The sequence below is a fragment of the Pseudaminobacter soli (ex Li et al. 2025) genome (assembly GCF_029892515.1).
GTDB classification, from domain to species: Bacteria; Pseudomonadota; Alphaproteobacteria; order Rhizobiales; family Rhizobiaceae; genus Pseudaminobacter; species Pseudaminobacter soli_A.
Genome location: NZ_JARXVF010000001.1, coordinates 43083 through 58638, shown reverse-complemented (window position 1 = coordinate 58638; position 15556 = coordinate 43083). Strand labels below are relative to the sequence as shown.

General features: G+C 63.7%; 15 protein-coding genes. 3 read left to right on the top strand and 12 right to left on the bottom strand.

What is annotated here, in order from left to right:
* Window positions 1-3: 3 nt before the first annotated feature.
* Together M2281_RS00305 and M2281_RS00300 are read right to left on the bottom strand one after the other, a co-directional pair.
* A complete protein-coding gene (locus M2281_RS00305; RefSeq protein WP_280819109.1) occupies window positions 4-657 on the bottom strand; it encodes a hypothetical protein in 654 nt (217 codons plus the stop codon).
* Window positions 654-953, bottom strand: a complete 300-nt coding sequence (locus M2281_RS00300; RefSeq protein ID WP_280819108.1) for a DUF3572 domain-containing protein — start codon at window positions 951-953, stop codon at window positions 654-656. Before M2281_RS00300 ends, M2281_RS00305 begins: the two co-directional genes overlap by 4 nt.
* Before the next feature lie 253 nt (window positions 954-1206).
* On the opposite strand from M2281_RS00300, the gene M2281_RS00295 reads away from it, so the two are divergent.
* Window positions 1207-1563, top strand: a complete 357-nt coding sequence (locus M2281_RS00295; protein ID WP_280821061.1) for a response regulator — start codon at window positions 1207-1209, stop codon at window positions 1561-1563.
* A gap of 37 nt (window positions 1564-1600) precedes the next feature.
* Window positions 1601-2974 (top strand): PleD family two-component system response regulator, encoded by a 1374-nt coding sequence (locus M2281_RS00290; protein ID WP_280819107.1) that lies wholly within the window; start codon window positions 1601-1603, stop codon window positions 2972-2974.
* 391 nt (window positions 2975-3365) lie between these two features.
* Here M2281_RS00290 and rpmG read toward each other — a convergent pair whose 3' ends face one another.
* The 6 genes from rpmG to topA all read right to left on the bottom strand — a co-directional run bounded on the left by rpmG (window position 3366) and on the right by topA (window position 11041).
* Complete coding sequence (gene rpmG / locus M2281_RS00285; RefSeq protein ID WP_019173400.1) at window positions 3366-3533, bottom strand: 50S ribosomal protein L33; 168 nt, start codon at window positions 3531-3533, stop codon at window positions 3366-3368.
* A 101-nt stretch (window positions 3534-3634) separates the two neighbouring features.
* Window positions 3635-4777: an MFS transporter gene (locus tag M2281_RS00280; protein ID WP_280821060.1), complete on the bottom strand. Its 1143-nt coding sequence runs from the start codon at window positions 4775-4777 to the stop codon at window positions 3635-3637.
* A 60-nt stretch (window positions 4778-4837) separates the two neighbouring features.
* The gene (locus M2281_RS00275) at window positions 4838-5578 is read right to left on the bottom strand and encodes an NUDIX hydrolase (protein WP_280819106.1); all 741 of its coding nucleotides are present in this window, start codon (window positions 5576-5578) and stop codon (window positions 4838-4840) included.
* A gap of 73 nt (window positions 5579-5651) precedes the next feature.
* Window positions 5652-6086 carry a DUF983 domain-containing protein gene (locus M2281_RS00270; RefSeq protein WP_280819105.1) on the bottom strand — a complete coding sequence of 145 codons (435 nt, stop codon included), beginning with the start codon at window positions 6084-6086 and terminating at the stop codon, window positions 5652-5654.
* Entirely contained in the window at window positions 6086-8407 is a 2322-nt protein-coding gene (gene rnr, locus M2281_RS00265) for a ribonuclease R (protein WP_425537650.1), read from the bottom strand. Before rnr ends, M2281_RS00270 begins: the two co-directional genes overlap by 1 nt.
* A 6-nt stretch (window positions 8408-8413) precedes the next feature.
* Entirely contained in the window at window positions 8414-11041 is a 2628-nt protein-coding gene (topA, locus tag M2281_RS00260; protein WP_280819104.1) for a type I DNA topoisomerase, read from the bottom strand.
* Window positions 11042-11337: 296 nt separating this feature from the next.
* Here topA and M2281_RS00255 point away from each other — a divergent pair, with 296 nt between their 5' ends.
* Window positions 11338-11541 (top strand): hypothetical protein, encoded by a 204-nt coding sequence (locus M2281_RS00255; protein WP_280819103.1) that lies wholly within the window; start codon window positions 11338-11340, stop codon window positions 11539-11541.
* Here M2281_RS00255 and dprA read toward each other — a convergent pair.
* The 4 genes from dprA to M2281_RS00235 are packed head-to-tail and all read right to left on the bottom strand — an operon-like array spanning window position 11503 to window position 15530.
* Window positions 11503-12636, bottom strand: a complete 1134-nt coding sequence (gene dprA / locus M2281_RS00250; RefSeq protein WP_280819102.1) for a DNA-processing protein DprA — start codon at window positions 12634-12636, stop codon at window positions 11503-11505. The genes M2281_RS00255 and dprA overlap by 39 nt on opposite strands.
* Window positions 12633-13244 carry a glycerol-3-phosphate 1-O-acyltransferase PlsY gene (plsY, locus tag M2281_RS00245; RefSeq protein WP_280819101.1) on the bottom strand — a complete coding sequence of 204 codons (612 nt, stop codon included), beginning with the start codon at window positions 13242-13244 and terminating at the stop codon, window positions 12633-12635. The genes dprA and plsY overlap by 4 nt, the downstream gene beginning before the upstream one ends.
* A gap of 37 nt (window positions 13245-13281) precedes the next feature.
* On the bottom strand, window positions 13282-14568 hold the full coding sequence (locus M2281_RS00240) for a dihydroorotase (RefSeq protein WP_280819100.1): 1287 nt from the start codon (window positions 14566-14568) through the stop codon (window positions 13282-13284).
* The gene (locus M2281_RS00235; protein WP_280819099.1) at window positions 14565-15530 is read right to left on the bottom strand and encodes an aspartate carbamoyltransferase catalytic subunit; all 966 of its coding nucleotides are present in this window, start codon (window positions 15528-15530) and stop codon (window positions 14565-14567) included. Before M2281_RS00235 ends, M2281_RS00240 begins: the two co-directional genes overlap by 4 nt.
* Between the last annotated feature and the right edge of the window lie 26 nt (window positions 15531-15556).

Sequence of the window (15556 nt, the reverse complement as noted above, 5' to 3'; positions counted from 1 at the left end):
AGGTCAGAAGCCGAGCGCCATGGCGATCTTGGGCATCGCCTCCTGCCAGTTCTCCACCTCGACGATGCCTTCCGGCAGCGGCGGCATCAGTTCGCGCAGGCCCTTGTGGGCCATGATGTGGAAGAGATGCGCATCGGCCACGCAAGCGCGGGCCGAAACCAGATTGTGCGCGATGTCGTCAACGAAGGCCACGGGGCGCGGATGCTCGCCGCGCAGCTGCTGGATCGCCGGGCCCTTGGCCCGTTCCGTGGTTAGGAGCGGGTAGGGGAAGCCGAGCCGGTCGAGCAGGGAGCGTCGCGTTGTCCGGTGGCGGTGCGGCATTGCTGTCAGCATCACGATCTCGGCGCGCTCGGCCAGCGTCGCAATGGCCTCCGTCGCGCCCTCCGGGCATCTCTGCCAATCGGCCTGGACGACGAAAAACTCCTCGATCAGGGCCGAAACGCGCTCGTCGGCGATTGCCGCCTGCGTCTCCAGGTCGAAGACGTTGCCGTGCAGCCGGAACGAATCGGCCCTCAGTTCTAGTCCTTGCGTGCCGATGAAGCCGGTGAAGGGCTGGATGAATTCCAGCACGACCTCGTCCACGTCCAGCACGAGAAGCGGACGGTCGTCGCGGGCCAGTTCGGCGATCTGGCGTGCTGTTTCCTGATCTTCGCTCATATCGATGTCTGGTGGCTGTCGTCGCCCAATGGCAGATGCCTCAGTGCCTTGCCTACTTCGCCCGGCGCGATGTTGGCGGCTTGCGAGAAACTGAGCAGCGTCGGTTCATGCGCCAGCACGAATTGCAGAACGCCGGCCAGGAAGCCCGGCTCGCGGGCTGCATGGCGTATGGCCGAGGCCTCTATGCCGGTGATCGACAGGAAGCGTGGAAGCAGATCCGGGTCGGAGGCGATAAAGCCGAGCGCCTGGATGGCGATGGCTTCGGCGCCTTCATGTATCGCGGATTGCTTGCTCATCGCCACATTTCCCTGTCCGGGTGAAACCAGTTTTGAAGTAGCGATTGCAGACCGCACGGGCAAGTGCGGCGGACAGTCGTCGCAAAAATGGTGTAGGAAAAGGAATGACCGGCAAACCTCTCGGAGGTTTCCGTTTCGTCAATGATCTTGCGCTAGTCTTGCTGCGGGTTTGGTGCCATCGGCAGGCAGCGCAGGAGTTTTTGGATAACGCGCGATCGGCATTCGGGACGGGAATTCAATGGCTAAGAAGGTAATGATCGTCGAGGACAACGAGCTCAACATGAAGCTCTTCCGCGACCTGATCGAGGCAAGTGGTTACGAGACCGTGCGCACGCGCAACGGGCTCGAGGCGCTGGATCTGGCGCGTGCCCACCGGCCCGACCTGATCCTGATGGATATCCAGCTTCCCGAGGTTTCCGGCCTTGAAGTGACCAAGTGGCTGAAGGAGGACGACGATCTCCACGTCATCCCCGTCATTGCGGTGACGGCCTTCGCCATGAAGGGCGACGAGGAGCGTATCCGCCAGGGCGGCTGCGAGGCTTACATCTCCAAGCCCATTTCGGTGCCACGCTTCATCGAGACGATCAAATCCTATCTGGGAGACGCATGATGCTCATGCGTCACCATTTGTCCGGGCAGTAACGACCATGACCGCGCGCATCCTCGTCGTCGACGACATCCCTGCCAATGTGAAGCTGCTGGAAGTGCGGCTGCTCGCCGAATATTTCGAGGTGCTGACCGCCACCAACGGTCCCGACGCCATCGAAACCTGCGAGAACGGCAAGGTCGATGTCGTGCTGCTCGACGTGATGATGCCCAATATGGACGGCTTCGAGGTCTGCCGCCGGCTGAAGAACGACCCGGCCACCGCGCATATTCCGGTCGTCATGATTACCGCGCTCGATCAGGTCTCCGACCGTATTCGCGGCCTTGAGGCCGGCGCCGACGATTTTCTGACCAAGCCGGTAAACGACCTGCAGCTCATGACCCGGGTCAAAAGCCTGGTGCGGCTGAAGATGCTCACCGACGAGATTCGCCTGCGGGCTTCGACCACGCGCAATATCGGCATCGAGGAGCTGCTCAGCCGCGGCCTGCCGAACGATGGGGAAGCGCCGCGCGTGCTGCTGGTCGACGAGCGGCCGGCATCCTACGAGCGCATCCAGAAGATGCTGCGCAGCAACATGAATGTCGAGCTGGCGACCGATCCGCACAGCGGCTTCTTCCAGGCTGCCGAAACCTCTTACGATTGCGTGGTGATTTCGACGGCGTTGACCGACTTCGACCCGCTGCGGCTTTGCTCGCAGTTGCGCTCGCTCGACCGGACGCGATTCCTGCCGATCGTCCTTCTGGCTGAGTTGGGCGAGGAAGAGCGCATCATTCGCGGCCTCGAGCTCGGCATCAACGACTATCTCGTGCGTCCCATCGACCAGCAGGAGCTGACGGCGCGGCTGCGCACTCAGGTGCGGCGCAAGCGCTACAACGACCATCTGCGCGCCAGCGTGGCCCAGACGATCGAGATGGCCGTAACGGACGGTCTCACCGGCCTGCACAACAGGCGCTATCTCGACAGCCACCTACAGACGCTGTTCGACCGCGCCGTAGCGCGCCGCCGCTCGCTTTCGGTGATGATCACCGATCTCGACCGCTTCAAGTCGATTAACGACACCTACGGCCATGATGGCGGCGACGATGTGCTGCGCGAATTCGCCCGCCGGCTGCGCCAGAATGTGCGCGGCATCGATCTCGCCTGCCGCTACGGCGGTGAAGAATTCGTCGTGGTGATGCCCGACACCGAAGGCCACATCGCCGAGAAGGTTGCCGAGCGCATCCGGGCCGAAATCGCCAGCACGCCGTTTGCTGTCGGCAAGGGCGGCCAGACCCTCGACGTCACCGTCAGCGTGGGCGTGTCGTCGCTCAAACGCGGCTCCGACACGGTTGCCGACATGATGAAGCGCGCCGACGTCGCCCTCTATGAGGCCAAGTCGGCGGGGCGCAATCGCGTGGTCGCCAAAGCCGCCTGAGTAGCGGCAGCAAGACCGCATCAACCTGTAATGGTTACGGGTTTACCTTAATTCATTCGATTCGGCGGGCGTGGTTAAGAAACGGTTGATTTTCGGCTGGCCATGCGCAACTGTCGCAGCCAGCAAGACTGAAAGGCGCTCGACGCCCACAGTAACCCCATGATGCTCAGGTCCGCCGCATCTCCTGGGTCCATGGGGTCGGCCGGTCGGCTCTGGCACACAGTGGCCTCCTCGTACCGCTGCCAGATAGTCGACCGGCCCCCAACCACCCTCAAATCACCCGAACATTTTAGGCGCGCGCACAATCCCGCGTCCGCGCAGGCGTCGATGTTTGCACAAACGAAAACGCCGCCCGGAGGGCGGCGTTTCGAAGTCTCTACCGGATCGAAGATTACTTGATCTTCGTTTCCTTGAATTCGACGTGCTTCTTGGCGACCGGGTCGTACTTACGGAACGACAGCTTCTCGGTCTTGGTGCGGCTGTTCTTGCTCGTCACATAGAAGAAGCCGGTGTCGGCGGTCGAAAGAAGCTTGATCTTGATGTTTGCGGCTTTGGCCATGATGTTCGTCCGTCTATCTTTGAGGTTCGGGCCGCGTGACCACGGCTAAAGGGCCGGATGCGGAAAACTTGGCGCGACACATAAAGAACGTGTGCAGAAAGTCAAGAGCGCCCACCAAGAACGAGCCTGCTTCCGGCCAGTAGAATGTAGGCGGCGAAGAATGCGCCGAGCGTCCAGGCAAAGCCGTTGGTGCCCATAGCGTCCATGCCGATGCCAATCGCCTGCGGGCCGAGGATCATGCCGAATCCGTAGCAGAGCACGAAGGCGGCATTGGCGTTGGCCAGCTCGTGGCCGGAGAGCCGCGAGCCGAGATGGGCGAGCCCGATCGTGTAAAGTGCTGCGACCACGCCGCCCCAGAGGAACAGCAGACCCGCCATCACGTACCAGTTGCCCTGGATGTGGGGCAAAAGGATCATGCCGGCGAGGCCGACGACAGCACAGATCAGCAGAAGGTAACGCCGGTCATTGACGCGGTCGGAGATCATGCCGAGCGGAATCTGCATGAACACGTTGCCCAGGCCGATCATGGTCAGAAGCAGGGCGGCATCGCCCTCCGAATAGCCGATGCGGTTGCCGAACACCGGAAACAGCGCAAAACCGCCGGTCTCCACCGCGCCGAAGACCAGGACGGCGGCCGTGGCGGTCGGCACGATCCATATGTAGCGGATGAAGCCGCTCGATCCGCCCTCCGGCGTAATATTCGGGCTTTCCCGCCATGCTGCCAGGACCGGAATCGCTGCGATCATGACCAGCACGAACACGGTACCGAAAGGCATGAAGCCGCCGCTGCCCATTTGCGAGAACAGCCAGGGCCCGGCGGCGAAGCCGAGCGAAAGCACGGTCGCGTAGATGCCGAGAACCAGCCCGCGGCGATGCGGCGGCGCCGAGGTGCTGATCCAGAACTCTGAAAGGATGAACAGCACCGTCAAGGCGAGGTGCAGCATGACGCGCAACGGAAACCACATCCAGAACGCCGGGGCGAAATAGAATCCCATGAAGGCCAGCGCGCCGAGCAGGATCATGGCGAGCATGGTCCACACCACGCCGAATCGCACCGCAAGCGGCGTAGCCAGGGGGGCGGCCGTGATCGAGGCAAGGCCGGCGATGGCCGTATTGAGGCCGATCATGGAGGCCGAGTAGCCGCGCGATTCCAGAATTATGCTGAGCAAGGGCATGCCGAGCCCGATGGCAATTCCGACCACGCTGATGGAAGCGATGGCCGCCGAAATCGACAACCAGCGCACGGGCATGTCGTAGGCTTGCGATTCGATGCTGCCTGTCATGGATCGTTTAGCCTATGAATTTCAGAAAATGTCGCGGACGAAACTGTTGCGGACCATGCGGTAGAAGGGAATGGGTCCGCCGGGGCCGAGCAGCGGGTCGGTCGTCAATCGCTGCTGAAGTTCTTCCAATATGGTCCTCGTGATGGCCGGGATATCGGCCTGGCGCGCCTCGTCGAGCGGAAGCCATACGAGTTCTTCGAGTTCGTTTGTAGGGCCCCCGTTGGGCAATTCCACGGCAACGTCGCTGCGCCATGCCGCCAGGAAGCGCGTGTCGAATCGGCGCACCCGTCCCGGTGGGGTGATGGCTCGTGCAACGAGCCGCAGCGGCTGCAAGGAGGGCTGCACGCCGTGCTCGACAAAACCCTGCCAGTCGGCCTTGGCGGTGGCGAAGGGGCCTCTGCGGCCGATCAGGAGGCCGGCCTCTTCATAGGTTTCGCGGATGGCGGAGAGCGCGATGGCGCGGGCGCGCGTGAGGCTGCGACGGGCAATCGTGGAGAGCAGCTTGGCCTCCACCTGCGGGTCCAGTGCATCGGTTACGGGCACACGCCCGTCATCCGGATCGGTGCGGCCGCCGGGGAAGACAAACTTTCCCGGCATGAAGGCATGGTTTACATGGCGCCTGCCCATGAGCACGAGCACGTCCTCGCCCTTACGATCGAGTAGAATCAGGGTCGCTGCGTCGCGCGGCCGTTTTGAACCCGGTCCGAGCGCGAAATCGCGCCCTTCGGCCTTGTCCACCTGGGCTTTGGTCAGTCCTTGCATGCAAGCACCTTAGGGCAATCTGTCATTGGACGAAATTGTCCCAGCCAACCGAGCGTTGCTCCAGCGGCGGGCTTCACACCTCAGGATGCGTCTCGATCAGGTCTTCTTCGTCGCCGAAGCCATGCATATACAGCGCCCATTGCAGGCCGACGACAGCGCCCTTGGTCGGGCGCAATAGCGCAAGCGACATGATGATCGTCAACGGCACCCAGATCGCCAGATGCTGCCAGGTCGACAGCGTGCTGGTGGCTTCCACGCCCATGAAGGCGCCAACGATGACGTGGCCGACGATGACGACAACCAGATAGGCGGGCAGGTCATCGGCGCGGTGGTGGAACATTTCCTCGCCGCAGCTTTCGCACTTGTCGGCGATCGTCAGGAAGGACGTGAACAGCTTTCCTTCCCCGCAATGCGGGCAGCGGCCCTTGAAGCCGCGCTTCATCGCCGTCCACAAAGGGCGTACCGGACGGCTGACGCGCTGCTCTCCGCCAAAAACCTCAGTCTGCATCAACGTCTCCTGCCGCGGGATGCTGCGCGCAATTGTGTTGCACGCGCCCGCGTTCTCTGTCCCTTTGCCTTGTGGAACGACCGTTTGGAGCCGGGAAGTGGTTTCGGTTCAGTCAGCATCTCGAAGCGCATGGCGCCTGCGAGCGGAGCTACCTCGACGAGGCGGACCTCGACGCGGTCGGCGAGCTGATAGCCTTTCCCTGTGCGATCCCCAAAAAGTGCCCGGGCAGTTTCATCATAAACGTAATAATCGCCATCCAAGGATGACACTGGGATGAAACCATCGGCACCGAACTGCGGCAATTGGACAAAAAGCCCCGCCTTGGTGACGCCGGATATGCGCGCGTCGAAGGTGTCGTTGATGTGCCCGGCAAGATAGCCGGCGATCAGCCGGTCGATCGTATCGCGCTCGGCGGCCATGGCGCGGCGTTCCGTGGCCGAAATCAGCTCGGAAACGTCCTCCAGCCGCTCTTCCTCGCTGCGGGTGATACCGTCCGATCCGAGCGACAGGGCGCTGATCAGCGCCCGGTGCACGATCAGGTCGGCATAGCGCCGGATCGGCGAAGTGAAATGCGCATAGCGGCGCAGGTTGAGTCCGAAATGGCCGAGGTTCTCCGGCGAGTAGAGCGCCTGGCTCTGCGCGCGCAGCACCACTTCATTGACCAGCGCTTCGTGTTCGGCGCCCTTCACCTGGCTGAGGATCTGGTTGAACTGCGACGGCTTCATCTGCGCGCCGCGCGCCAGTGACAGGCCGAGCGTCGCCAGGAACTCGCGCAGGCCTTCCTGCTTGGCAAGCGACGGCGCGTCGTGCGTGCGGTAGACTAGGTTCTGCTTCTTGGCTTCCAGCGTCTCAGCAGCCGAGACGTTGGCCTGGATCATGAACTCTTCGATGAGCTTGTGCGCGTCCAGTCGCTCCGGCACGACGACGCGGTCGACCGTGCCGTCCGGCTTGAGCAGGATCTTGCGTTCCGGCAGGTCGAGTTCGAGCGGCTGCCGCGAATCGCGGCCCCGCTTCAGCACCTCATAGGCGTCCCACAGCGGGCGCAGGATGGTGTCGACGATCGGCCGCGTCACGTCGTCGGTCACGCCGTCGATGGCCGCCTGCGCCTGGCTGTAGGCGAGCTTGGCGGAGGACCGCATCATGATGCGGTGGAAGGAGTGGCGAATCTTCCGGCCGTCGGCCGAAAAGGTCATGCGAACGGCAAGCGCCGGCCTATCAACGCCAGACTTTAGCGAACAGAGGTCGTTCGAGATGCGCTCCGGCAGCATCGGCACGACGCGGTCGGGGAAATAGACCGAGTTGCCGCGCTTCAGCGCCTCGCGGTCGAGCGGTGTGCCCGAACGGACATAGGCTGCGACATCGGCGATGGCGACATAGGCGATGACGCCACCCGGGTTCTTTTCGTCGGTGTCCGGCTCGGCGAACACGGCGTCGTCATGGTCCTTGGCGTCGGCCGGGTCGATCGTCACCAGCGGCAGTTCGCGCCAGTCCTCGCGGTGATCCATCGCGGCAGGCTTGGCAGCATCCGCCTCGGCGATCACATCGGCCGGGAAGATGTGCGGAATCTCGTGCATGTGGATGGCGATCATCGAGACCGCCTTTTCGCTAGCAAGTGACCCGACGACGTTCAGGACCCTGCCGCGGGGCAGGCCGTAGCGCGGTGCGCGCTGCGGCAGAACTTCGACCAGATCGCCGCTTTCGGCCCCGTTGCGGAACTCCTGCTCGACCACCAGTTCGCTCTGACGACGCTCGACCGGTTCAACCCGGAACGTGCCGTCCTGGAGGATGCGGAAGACGCCGAGAACCGCGTCATGCCGCTTCTCGAATACCTTCATCACGCGGGCGGTGTAGGCCGGCCCGGTGTCGGCATGGGTCGGGAAAGTCTTGGCCAGTACGCGATCGCCGACGCCCGGCGTCGGCCCGTTGCGCGACACCTTGATCGACACGACTGTGGGCAGATCATCATCCTGCTGCTCGACGGACCGGGCCAGAAGGCCGCCGTCGGAATCGCGCCCAAAAATCTCGAGCACGGCAACCGAGGGCAGGGAACCCGGGCGGACGAGCCGCTTGCGTTCCTTCTGCAGCAGCCCTTCGCCCTGAAGGTCGGCCAGCGTGTCCTTCAGCCAGATGCGGTTCTCGCCCTTGATGGAGAAGGCCTTGGCGATGTCGCGCTTGCCGCTCTTGTCGGGATTTTCCGCGATGTAGCGCAAAATGTCGTCGCGCGAGGGCAGGAAGGCGCCAGCCTTGCCTCCGGATCGGGTGGCGTCGGACGAGCCGGTCTTCGCGCCGGCGCTTTTCCGCCCGGAGATGCTTCTTGCCAAGGCTTGCTATTCCTCTTTTTTCTTCGCCGCGGCCTTCTTGGTCGCTGTCTTCTTGGCTGCCGGCTTCTTGGTGGCAGCGGCCGTCTTGCGTGCGGGCTTCTTGCCGCCGCCCTTGGCTTCCTTCTCGGCAATCAGCGCCAGCGCGTCTTCCATGGTGACGCTCGTCGGATCCTTGCCCTTGGGCAGGGTCGCGTTGATCTTGCCGTAATTGACATAGGGCCCGTAGCGACCGTCGCGCACGGTGATCGCGCCGCCGCCGGCAGGGTGCTCGCCAAGCTCCTTGAGCGCCGCTGCCGCAGTGCCGTTGCGGCCGCCCTTTGCCTTCGACTGCTTCTCGGCCAGCACCGAAACGGCGCGGTTGAGGCCGATCGAGAACACGTCCTCGATGCTTTCGAGATTGGCATAGGTGCCGTCATGCAGCACAAACGGGCCGTAGCGGCCAAGCCCGGCGGAGATCATCTTGCCGGATTCCGGATGTTTGCCGACATCGCGCGGCAGCGACAGGAGCGCCACCGCCTTTTCGTGGTCGATGCTCGCGGGCGTCCAGCCCTTGGGCAGGCTCGAGCGCTTGGCGTCCTTGCCCTCGCCACGCTGCAGGTAGGGACCGAAACGGCCGCTACGCAGCGTGATCTCTTCGCTGGTGTACGGATCCTTGCCGAGCGACTTGGTGCCGTCCTCAAGACCTTCCGCACCTTCGCCATTGCCGTTACCCTCGCCGCCCAGCTGGCGGGTGTAGCCGCATTCCGGGTAGTTCGAGCAGCCGACGAAGGCACCATACTTGCCGAGCTTCAGCGACAGGTTGCCGGAGCCGCATTTCGGGCAGATGCGCGGGTTCGAGCCGTCCTCGCGCTCGGGGAAGACGAGCGGCGCGAGTTCCTCGTTCAGCGCATCGAGCACGTCGGTGACGCGCAGTTCCTTGATGTCGTCGACGGTCGCCGAAAACGCCTTCCAGAAGTCGCGCAGCACGTCTTTCCAGGAGAGCTTGCCGTCGGAAATCTCGTCCAGCTTCTCTTCCAGCGAGGCGGTGAAGTCGTATTCGACATAGTGCTCGAAGAAGCTTTCCATGAAGGCGGTGACCAGCCGGCCCTTCGGCTGCGGGAGCAGCCGGCGGTTCTCGATCTTCACATAGTCGCGGTCTTCCAGCGTCTTCAGTGTCGCGACATAGGTCGACGGGCGGCCGATGCCGAGCTCTTCCATCTTCTTGATGAAGGAGGCTTCGCTGTAGCGCGGTGGCGGCTCGGTGGTGTGGCTGGTGACGTTGATCGACTTGCGGTCGAGGGCGTCGCCCATGCGGATCTCCGGCAGGCGGCGGCTTTCTTCGTCCTCAGAGTCCTCGTCCTTCTGTTCGGTGTAGGCGGCGATGAAGCCGTCGAAGCGGACGACCGAGCCGACTGCACGCAGCTGCGCGGTCTGTGAGCCGTTGCGCGCCTCGATCTCGACGGTGGTGCGCTCGATCTCGGCCGGCTGCATCTGGCTGGCGATGGCGCGCTTCCAGATCATCTCGTAGAGCCTGGCCTGGTCGGCATCGAGATATTTGCGCATTTCGGCCGGCGTGCGCGAAAAGTCGGTCGGGCGGATGGCTTCGTGCGCTTCCTGCGCGTTCTTGGCCTTGGTCGAATAGTAGCGCGGCTTTTCGGGGACGTATTTGTCGCCGAATTCGCTGCCGATTGCCGAACGGGCAGCACTGATCGCCTCGGGCGCCATCTGCACGCCGTCGGTACGCATATAGGTGATCAGGCCGGTCGTTTCGCCGCCGATGTCCATGCCCTCGTAGAGGCGCTGCGCCACCTGCATGGTGCGCACCGCCGAGAAGCCGAGGCGCGAGGAGGCGGCCTGCTGCAGGGTCGAGGTTGTGAAGGGCGGGCCAGGGTTGCGCTTGGTGGGCTTCGCCTCGACCGACAGCGCCTTGAAGTTGGCGCTGTCGAGCATGGCCTTGATCGCGTCGGCCTGCTCCTGGCTCTTGATGTCCAGCTTCTGCAGCTTCTTGCCTTCATAGGCCGTCAGCTTGGCTTCGAAGGTGTCGGCGCGCGGCGTGGCGAGAATGCCGGCCACCAGCCAGTAGTCCTCGCGGATGAAGCGCTCGATCTCGTTCTCGCGGTCGCAGACGAAGCGCAGTGCCACCGACTGGACGCGGCCGGCCGAACGGGCGCCGGGCAGCTTGCGCCACAGCACAGGGGACAGCGTGAAGCCGACGAGATAGTCGAGCGCGCGGCGGGCCAGGTAGGCGTCGACCAGCGGCGGGTCGATTTCGCGCGGATTGGCCATCGCGTCGAGCACGGCCTGCTTGGTGATGGAGTTGAAGACCACGCGCTTGATCGGCTTGTCCTTCAGCACGCGCTTCTGCTTCAGCACTTCCAGCACGTGCCAGGAAATGGCTTCGCCCTCGCGATCAGGGTCGGTTGCGAGGATCAGGCCGTCGGCGTCCTTGACTGCCTTGGCGATGTCGGTGAGCCGCTTGGCCGAGGCTCCGTCCACGGCCCAGGACATGGCAAAGTCCTCGTCGGGCTTCACCGAACCGTCTTTGGCAGGGAGGTCGCGCACATGGCCGAACGAGGCAAGAACCTTGTAGTTCTTACCCAGATACTTGTTGATGGTTTTGACCTTGTTGGGCGACTCGACGACGACGACGTCCATGTTTGCTCTTATTTCCAATGAGGTCGCCAGCGGGAACCAAGGCGACGCGCGGCGAAAATTTCTGTCAACTGGCCCGTCACATGGCTGCGGTTTTCCGTCCGGTCAAGGGGCGGACAGCAAAAACGCCCTTTGCGTCTTTAGACGCAGCCATGAAGCGACTATGTAAGCCGATTGCAATCTACGGTATATTCAATATACTTCTTATTATCAGGGGTTGTATAAAGCCTTTACGTTTAATCCTTTCCTGGAGCCTGCTCGAAGCCATGGCCCGTGCGGGACATCGCGGAGTATTGCCCATGCGGCAGTCCTTGACAACGAGGCGCACGGATACGCTCGATTACATACAGACGCTGCTCGGCCAGTTGCGGGCCATGGCGGAAGCCGAGCGCTGCGACATGCTCACTTACCTGATCGAGATGACCTATGTCGAAGCGAGCGACATCATAAGGGGCGAGCGGGCGTCACGGGTCCTGCAGGACAAGCGAAACCGCGCCTCCTGAATGACGCTCGAGCCGGCCGGCAAGATCAAGCTCCAGCAGAATCATGAAAACCTGGGCCGGATGCAGCCCGGTGTGGCGGATGATCTCATCCACGCCGACCGGCACCGGACCCAGCGCCTCCACCACCCGATCCCGGTGGCTGTCACCGGGCGGGGGCGTGGCCGAGAAGTCCGGCGGCTCGTCGAGCGATTGAGGAAGGGGCCGTGACACTCCGGCCAGCGGCGCAAGCGCGGTCATGATGTCGCTGGCTTCGGTGACGAGGATCGCACCGTCCTTGAGAAGCCCGTTCGTGCCGGCCGCGCGCGGATCGAGCGGCGAGCCGGGCACCGCGAACACCAGCCTGCCCATCTCGCCCGCCAGCCGCGCGCTGATGAGAGAGCCAGACCGCTTGGCAGCCTCCACCACAACCAGCCCGAGCGTCATGCCGGCTACGATGCGGTTGCGGCGCGGAAAATCCTGGGCTCTCGGCTCCCAGCCGAATGGCATTTCCGAGACGATCGCGCCGCCGCTCGTCGCCATTTGCTCCATGAGGCCGATGTTCTCGCGTGGGTAGGGCTGGTCCAGCCCCCCGGCAAAAACGCCGACCGTGCCGGTCGCAAGGCTACCTTGATGGGCCGCGGTGTCTATGCCGCGCGCAAGGCCCGAAACGACCGAATAGCCCTCGCGGCCCAGTTCGGCGGCGAGCGCGCGCGCCATTTTTATACCGGCCAGCGAGGCATTTCTGGCACCGACAATCGCCACAGCTGGCAACCCGAAAACGGCGCCCGCTCCCTTGATCGCAAGCAGGGGCGGCGGGTTGTCCATTCGTCTGAGCAGGGGCGGATAGTCCGGTTCGCCGATGCAGACGAAGCGCGCGCCGAGTCTGCGTGCCATCTCCATCTCGGCTTCCGCTTCAGTAACGGAGGGAATCCGGGCTATGCGGTTGGCGCCGCCGGAGATCATCAGTTCCGGCAGCATTTCAATGGCTGTTTCGGCCGAGCCGAAGCGGTTGATGAGATCGCGGAAACTGGCGGGCCCGACATTCGGGGTGCGGATAAGACGCAGCCAGTTCAGTCGCTGCCGGTCGCTGAGGCGGGGACCGGCAGGCTTGTTCATCCCTTGGCCCCGATGCGGGTTTCAGTTCCCGCAAGCAGCCGCGATATGTTCGCGTGGTGCTTGATGAACACGATCGCGCTCATGATCGCAAAGAGGACCGCGGTGTCGTAGAGGCCGAGGAAGTAGAGCGCAACCGGCACTGCGACCGCCGCGACCAGCGCGGCAAGCGACGAGTAGCGCGTGAGGAAGGCGACCAGCAGCCAGACCACGGCGAACACCAGTGCGCCCTGCCACGCCAGCACAATCAGCACGCCGAGATAGGTGGCAACACCTTTTCCACCCTTGAAACCGAGCCAGACCGGGAAGAGATGGCCCAGGAAAGCGCCGAAGCCGGCAACCAGCGCTGCTTCCGGCGCATAAAGACCAGCCACGAGGACGGCGACGGAGCCCTTCAATGCATCGAGCAGCAGCGTCAGCGCCGCGAGCTTTTTGTTCCCGGTGCGCAGCACATTGGTTGCGCCGATATTGCCCGAGCCGATCTTGCGCACGTCGCCCAGCCCGGCGGCGCGCGTGACAAGGAGGCCAAACGGGATCGAGCCGAGCAGGTAGCCGAAAACCAGCGCTGCAATGAGGTATGGCAGCGGCAGCTGCCACGTCAAAGAATCCATCTAACTCCCCCTCGGAGCTGCGTTACCAGTCTCCGGCCTAAATCGAAAACACTGTGCGGCCCGAAACCATCGTTTGCAAGACCCTGCCTTGCAGACGCGCACTCTCGAAGCAGGTGTTTTTCGAGCGCGAGCGGATGTTCTGTTCCTGCACGATCCAGGGTTCGTTCAGGTCGACGATCGCGAGATCGGCGCTCGCACCAGGCTTCAGCGTGCCGCCTGGCAGGCCGAAAAGCTTCGCCGGTGCAGTCGAAAGCACCTCGATCAGCCGCAGTAGCGGGATTTCGTCGTTGTGGTAGAGCCTCAGAGCCGCGCCAAGCAGCGTTTCGAGCCCGATCGCGCCATCGGCCGCATCCGAGAAGGGCAGGCGCTTGGTGTCGACGTCCTGCGGGTCATGCGACGAGACCACGATGTCGATCGTGCCGTTGCGCACCGCCTCGATCATCGCCTGCCGGTCGTCCTCAGTGCGGAGCGGCGGGGACAGCTTGAAGAAGGTGCGGTATTCGCCGATGTCGTTCTCGTTCAGCGACAGATGGTTGATCGAAACGCCCGCGGTGACGTTTGCGCCGTCGGCCTTGGCGCGGGCAACCGCGTTGGCCGAAAGCCCGGTCGAAATCTTGGAGGCGTGGTAGCGGCCGCGCGTCAAACGAGCGAGCGAGAGGTCGCGCTCCAGCGGGATCAATTCCGCCTCGCGCGGAATGCCGGACAGGCCGAGCCAGCTTGCATAAAGCCCTTCGTTCATCACGCCAGAGCCGGCCAGATGCGGGTCGCGCGTCTCGTGCGCTATCACCGCACCGAAATCGCGTGCATAGGTGAGCGCCCGGCGCATCGTCAGCGCGTTGGCGATGGTGTGGCGTCCGTCGGTGAAGGCGACCGCGCCAGCTTCCCGCAGCAGGCCGAACTCTGTCATCTCGCGGCCTTCCAGGCCCTTGGTGACGGCGGCGGCCGGAAACACGTTGACGTGCGCGGTGTCGCGCGCGGTCCGCAACACGAACTCCACCAGCGCCACATTGTCGATGACCGGATCGGTGTCCGGCATCATGACGACCGAGGTGACGCCGCCAGCTGCAGCGGCGAGGCTTGCCGAAGCGATGGTTTCGCGATGCTCCGCGCCCGGCTCACCGATGAAGACGCAGCCGTCCACCAGCCCGGGAATGATGGTCTTGCCGGTGCAGTCGACGATCTTCGCATTCTCCGGCGTGCCCTGGTTGAGGGCCGAGGCGCTGGAGGCGGCAATGGTCTTGCCGTCGACGATGACGGAGCCGATCTCGTCGACGCCGCGCGAGGGGTCGACGATACGGGCGTTCTGGAAGACGGTGACGCTCATGCCTGGCCTCCGTCCTGGTTGCGGCGCGGATCGAGCAACGCTTCCATCACGGCCATGCGCACGGCCACTCCCATTTCCACCTGTTCCTGAATGACGCTTTGCGGGCCGTCGGCGATTTCCGAGGCGATCTCAACGCCGCGGTTCATCGGTCCGGGATGCATGACGAGCGCGTCGGGTTTCGCGGCCTTCAGCTTTTCGGCATCGAGGCCGAAATAACGGAAATATTCGCGCACCGAAGGCACGAAGGCGCCTTCCATGCGCTCGCGCTGCAGGCGCAGCATCATCACCACGTCGGCATCCTTAAGGCCCTCGGCCATGGTCGGACAGACTTCGACGCCCATCTGAGCGATGCCGGAGGGCAGCAGCGTGGACGGGGCGACCACGCGCACCCGGGCGCCCATGGCGTTGAGCAGCAGGATGTTGGAGCGCGCCACGCGCGAATGCAGGATGTCGCCGCAGATCGCTACCGTGAGCCTAGCGAGCGTGCCCTTGGCGCGGCGGATGGTCAGCGCGTCGAGCAGCGCCTGCGTCGGGTGTTCATGCGCGCCATCACCGGCATTGACGACCGAGCATCCCACTTTCTGCGCCAGAAGGGCCGCGGCACCTGCCGAGGCATGTCGGATGATGAGGATGTCCGGGCGCATCGCGTTCAGCGTCATCGCCGTATCGATCAGCGTCTCGCCTTTCTTCACCGAGGAACTGGCCACCGACATGTTCATCACGTCTGCGCCCAACCGCTTGCCGGCGAGCTCGAAGGATGACTGCGTGCGGGTGGAAGCCTCGTAGAAGAGGTTGATCTGCGTGCGACCTCTCAGCGTCGTCGTCTTCTTCTCGTTGCGGCGAGAAATCGCCACCGCGGCGTCCGCGCGGTCGAGAAGCAGTTCAATGTCGAGAGGGGAAAGATCGCGAATGCCAAGCAAGTGGCGGTGCGGGTAAAGCGGCGGGAGCGGAGCGTCTGTCATCTTAAAGCCGTCCTATAGGCGCGCGA

Coding starts and splice junctions, on each gene's coding strand:
- M2281_RS00240 (WP_280819100.1), bottom strand. CDS start 14,568: ATGAGCGTCACCGTCTTCCAGAACGCCCGTATCGTCGACCCCTCGCGC.
- plsY (WP_280819101.1), bottom strand. CDS start 13,244: ATGGATTCTTTGACGTGGCAGCTGCCGCTGCCATACCTCATTGCAGCG.
- M2281_RS00300 (WP_280819108.1), bottom strand. CDS start 953: ATGAGCAAGCAATCCGCGATACATGAAGGCGCCGAAGCCATCGCCATC.
- rpmG (WP_019173400.1), bottom strand. CDS start 3,533: ATGGCCAAAGCCGCAAACATCAAGATCAAGCTTCTTTCGACCGCCGAC.
- M2281_RS00290 (WP_280819107.1), top strand. CDS start 1,601: ATGACCGCGCGCATCCTCGTCGTCGACGACATCCCTGCCAATGTGAAG.
- topA (WP_280819104.1), bottom strand. CDS start 11,041: ATGGACGTCGTCGTCGTCGAGTCGCCCAACAAGGTCAAAACCATCAAC.
- M2281_RS00255 (WP_280819103.1), top strand. CDS start 11,338: ATGCGGCAGTCCTTGACAACGAGGCGCACGGATACGCTCGATTACATA.
- dprA (WP_280819102.1), bottom strand. CDS start 12,636: ATGAACAAGCCTGCCGGTCCCCGCCTCAGCGACCGGCAGCGACTGAAC.
- M2281_RS00270 (WP_280819105.1), bottom strand. CDS start 6,086: ATGCAGACTGAGGTTTTTGGCGGAGAGCAGCGCGTCAGCCGTCCGGTA.
- M2281_RS00295 (WP_280821061.1), top strand. CDS start 1,207: ATGATCGTCGAGGACAACGAGCTCAACATGAAGCTCTTCCGCGACCTG.
- M2281_RS00275 (WP_280819106.1), bottom strand. CDS start 5,578: ATGCAAGGACTGACCAAAGCCCAGGTGGACAAGGCCGAAGGGCGCGAT.
- M2281_RS00305 (WP_280819109.1), bottom strand. CDS start 657: ATGAGCGAAGATCAGGAAACAGCACGCCAGATCGCCGAACTGGCCCGC.
- M2281_RS00235 (WP_280819099.1), bottom strand. CDS start 15,530: ATGACAGACGCTCCGCTCCCGCCGCTTTACCCGCACCGCCACTTGCTT.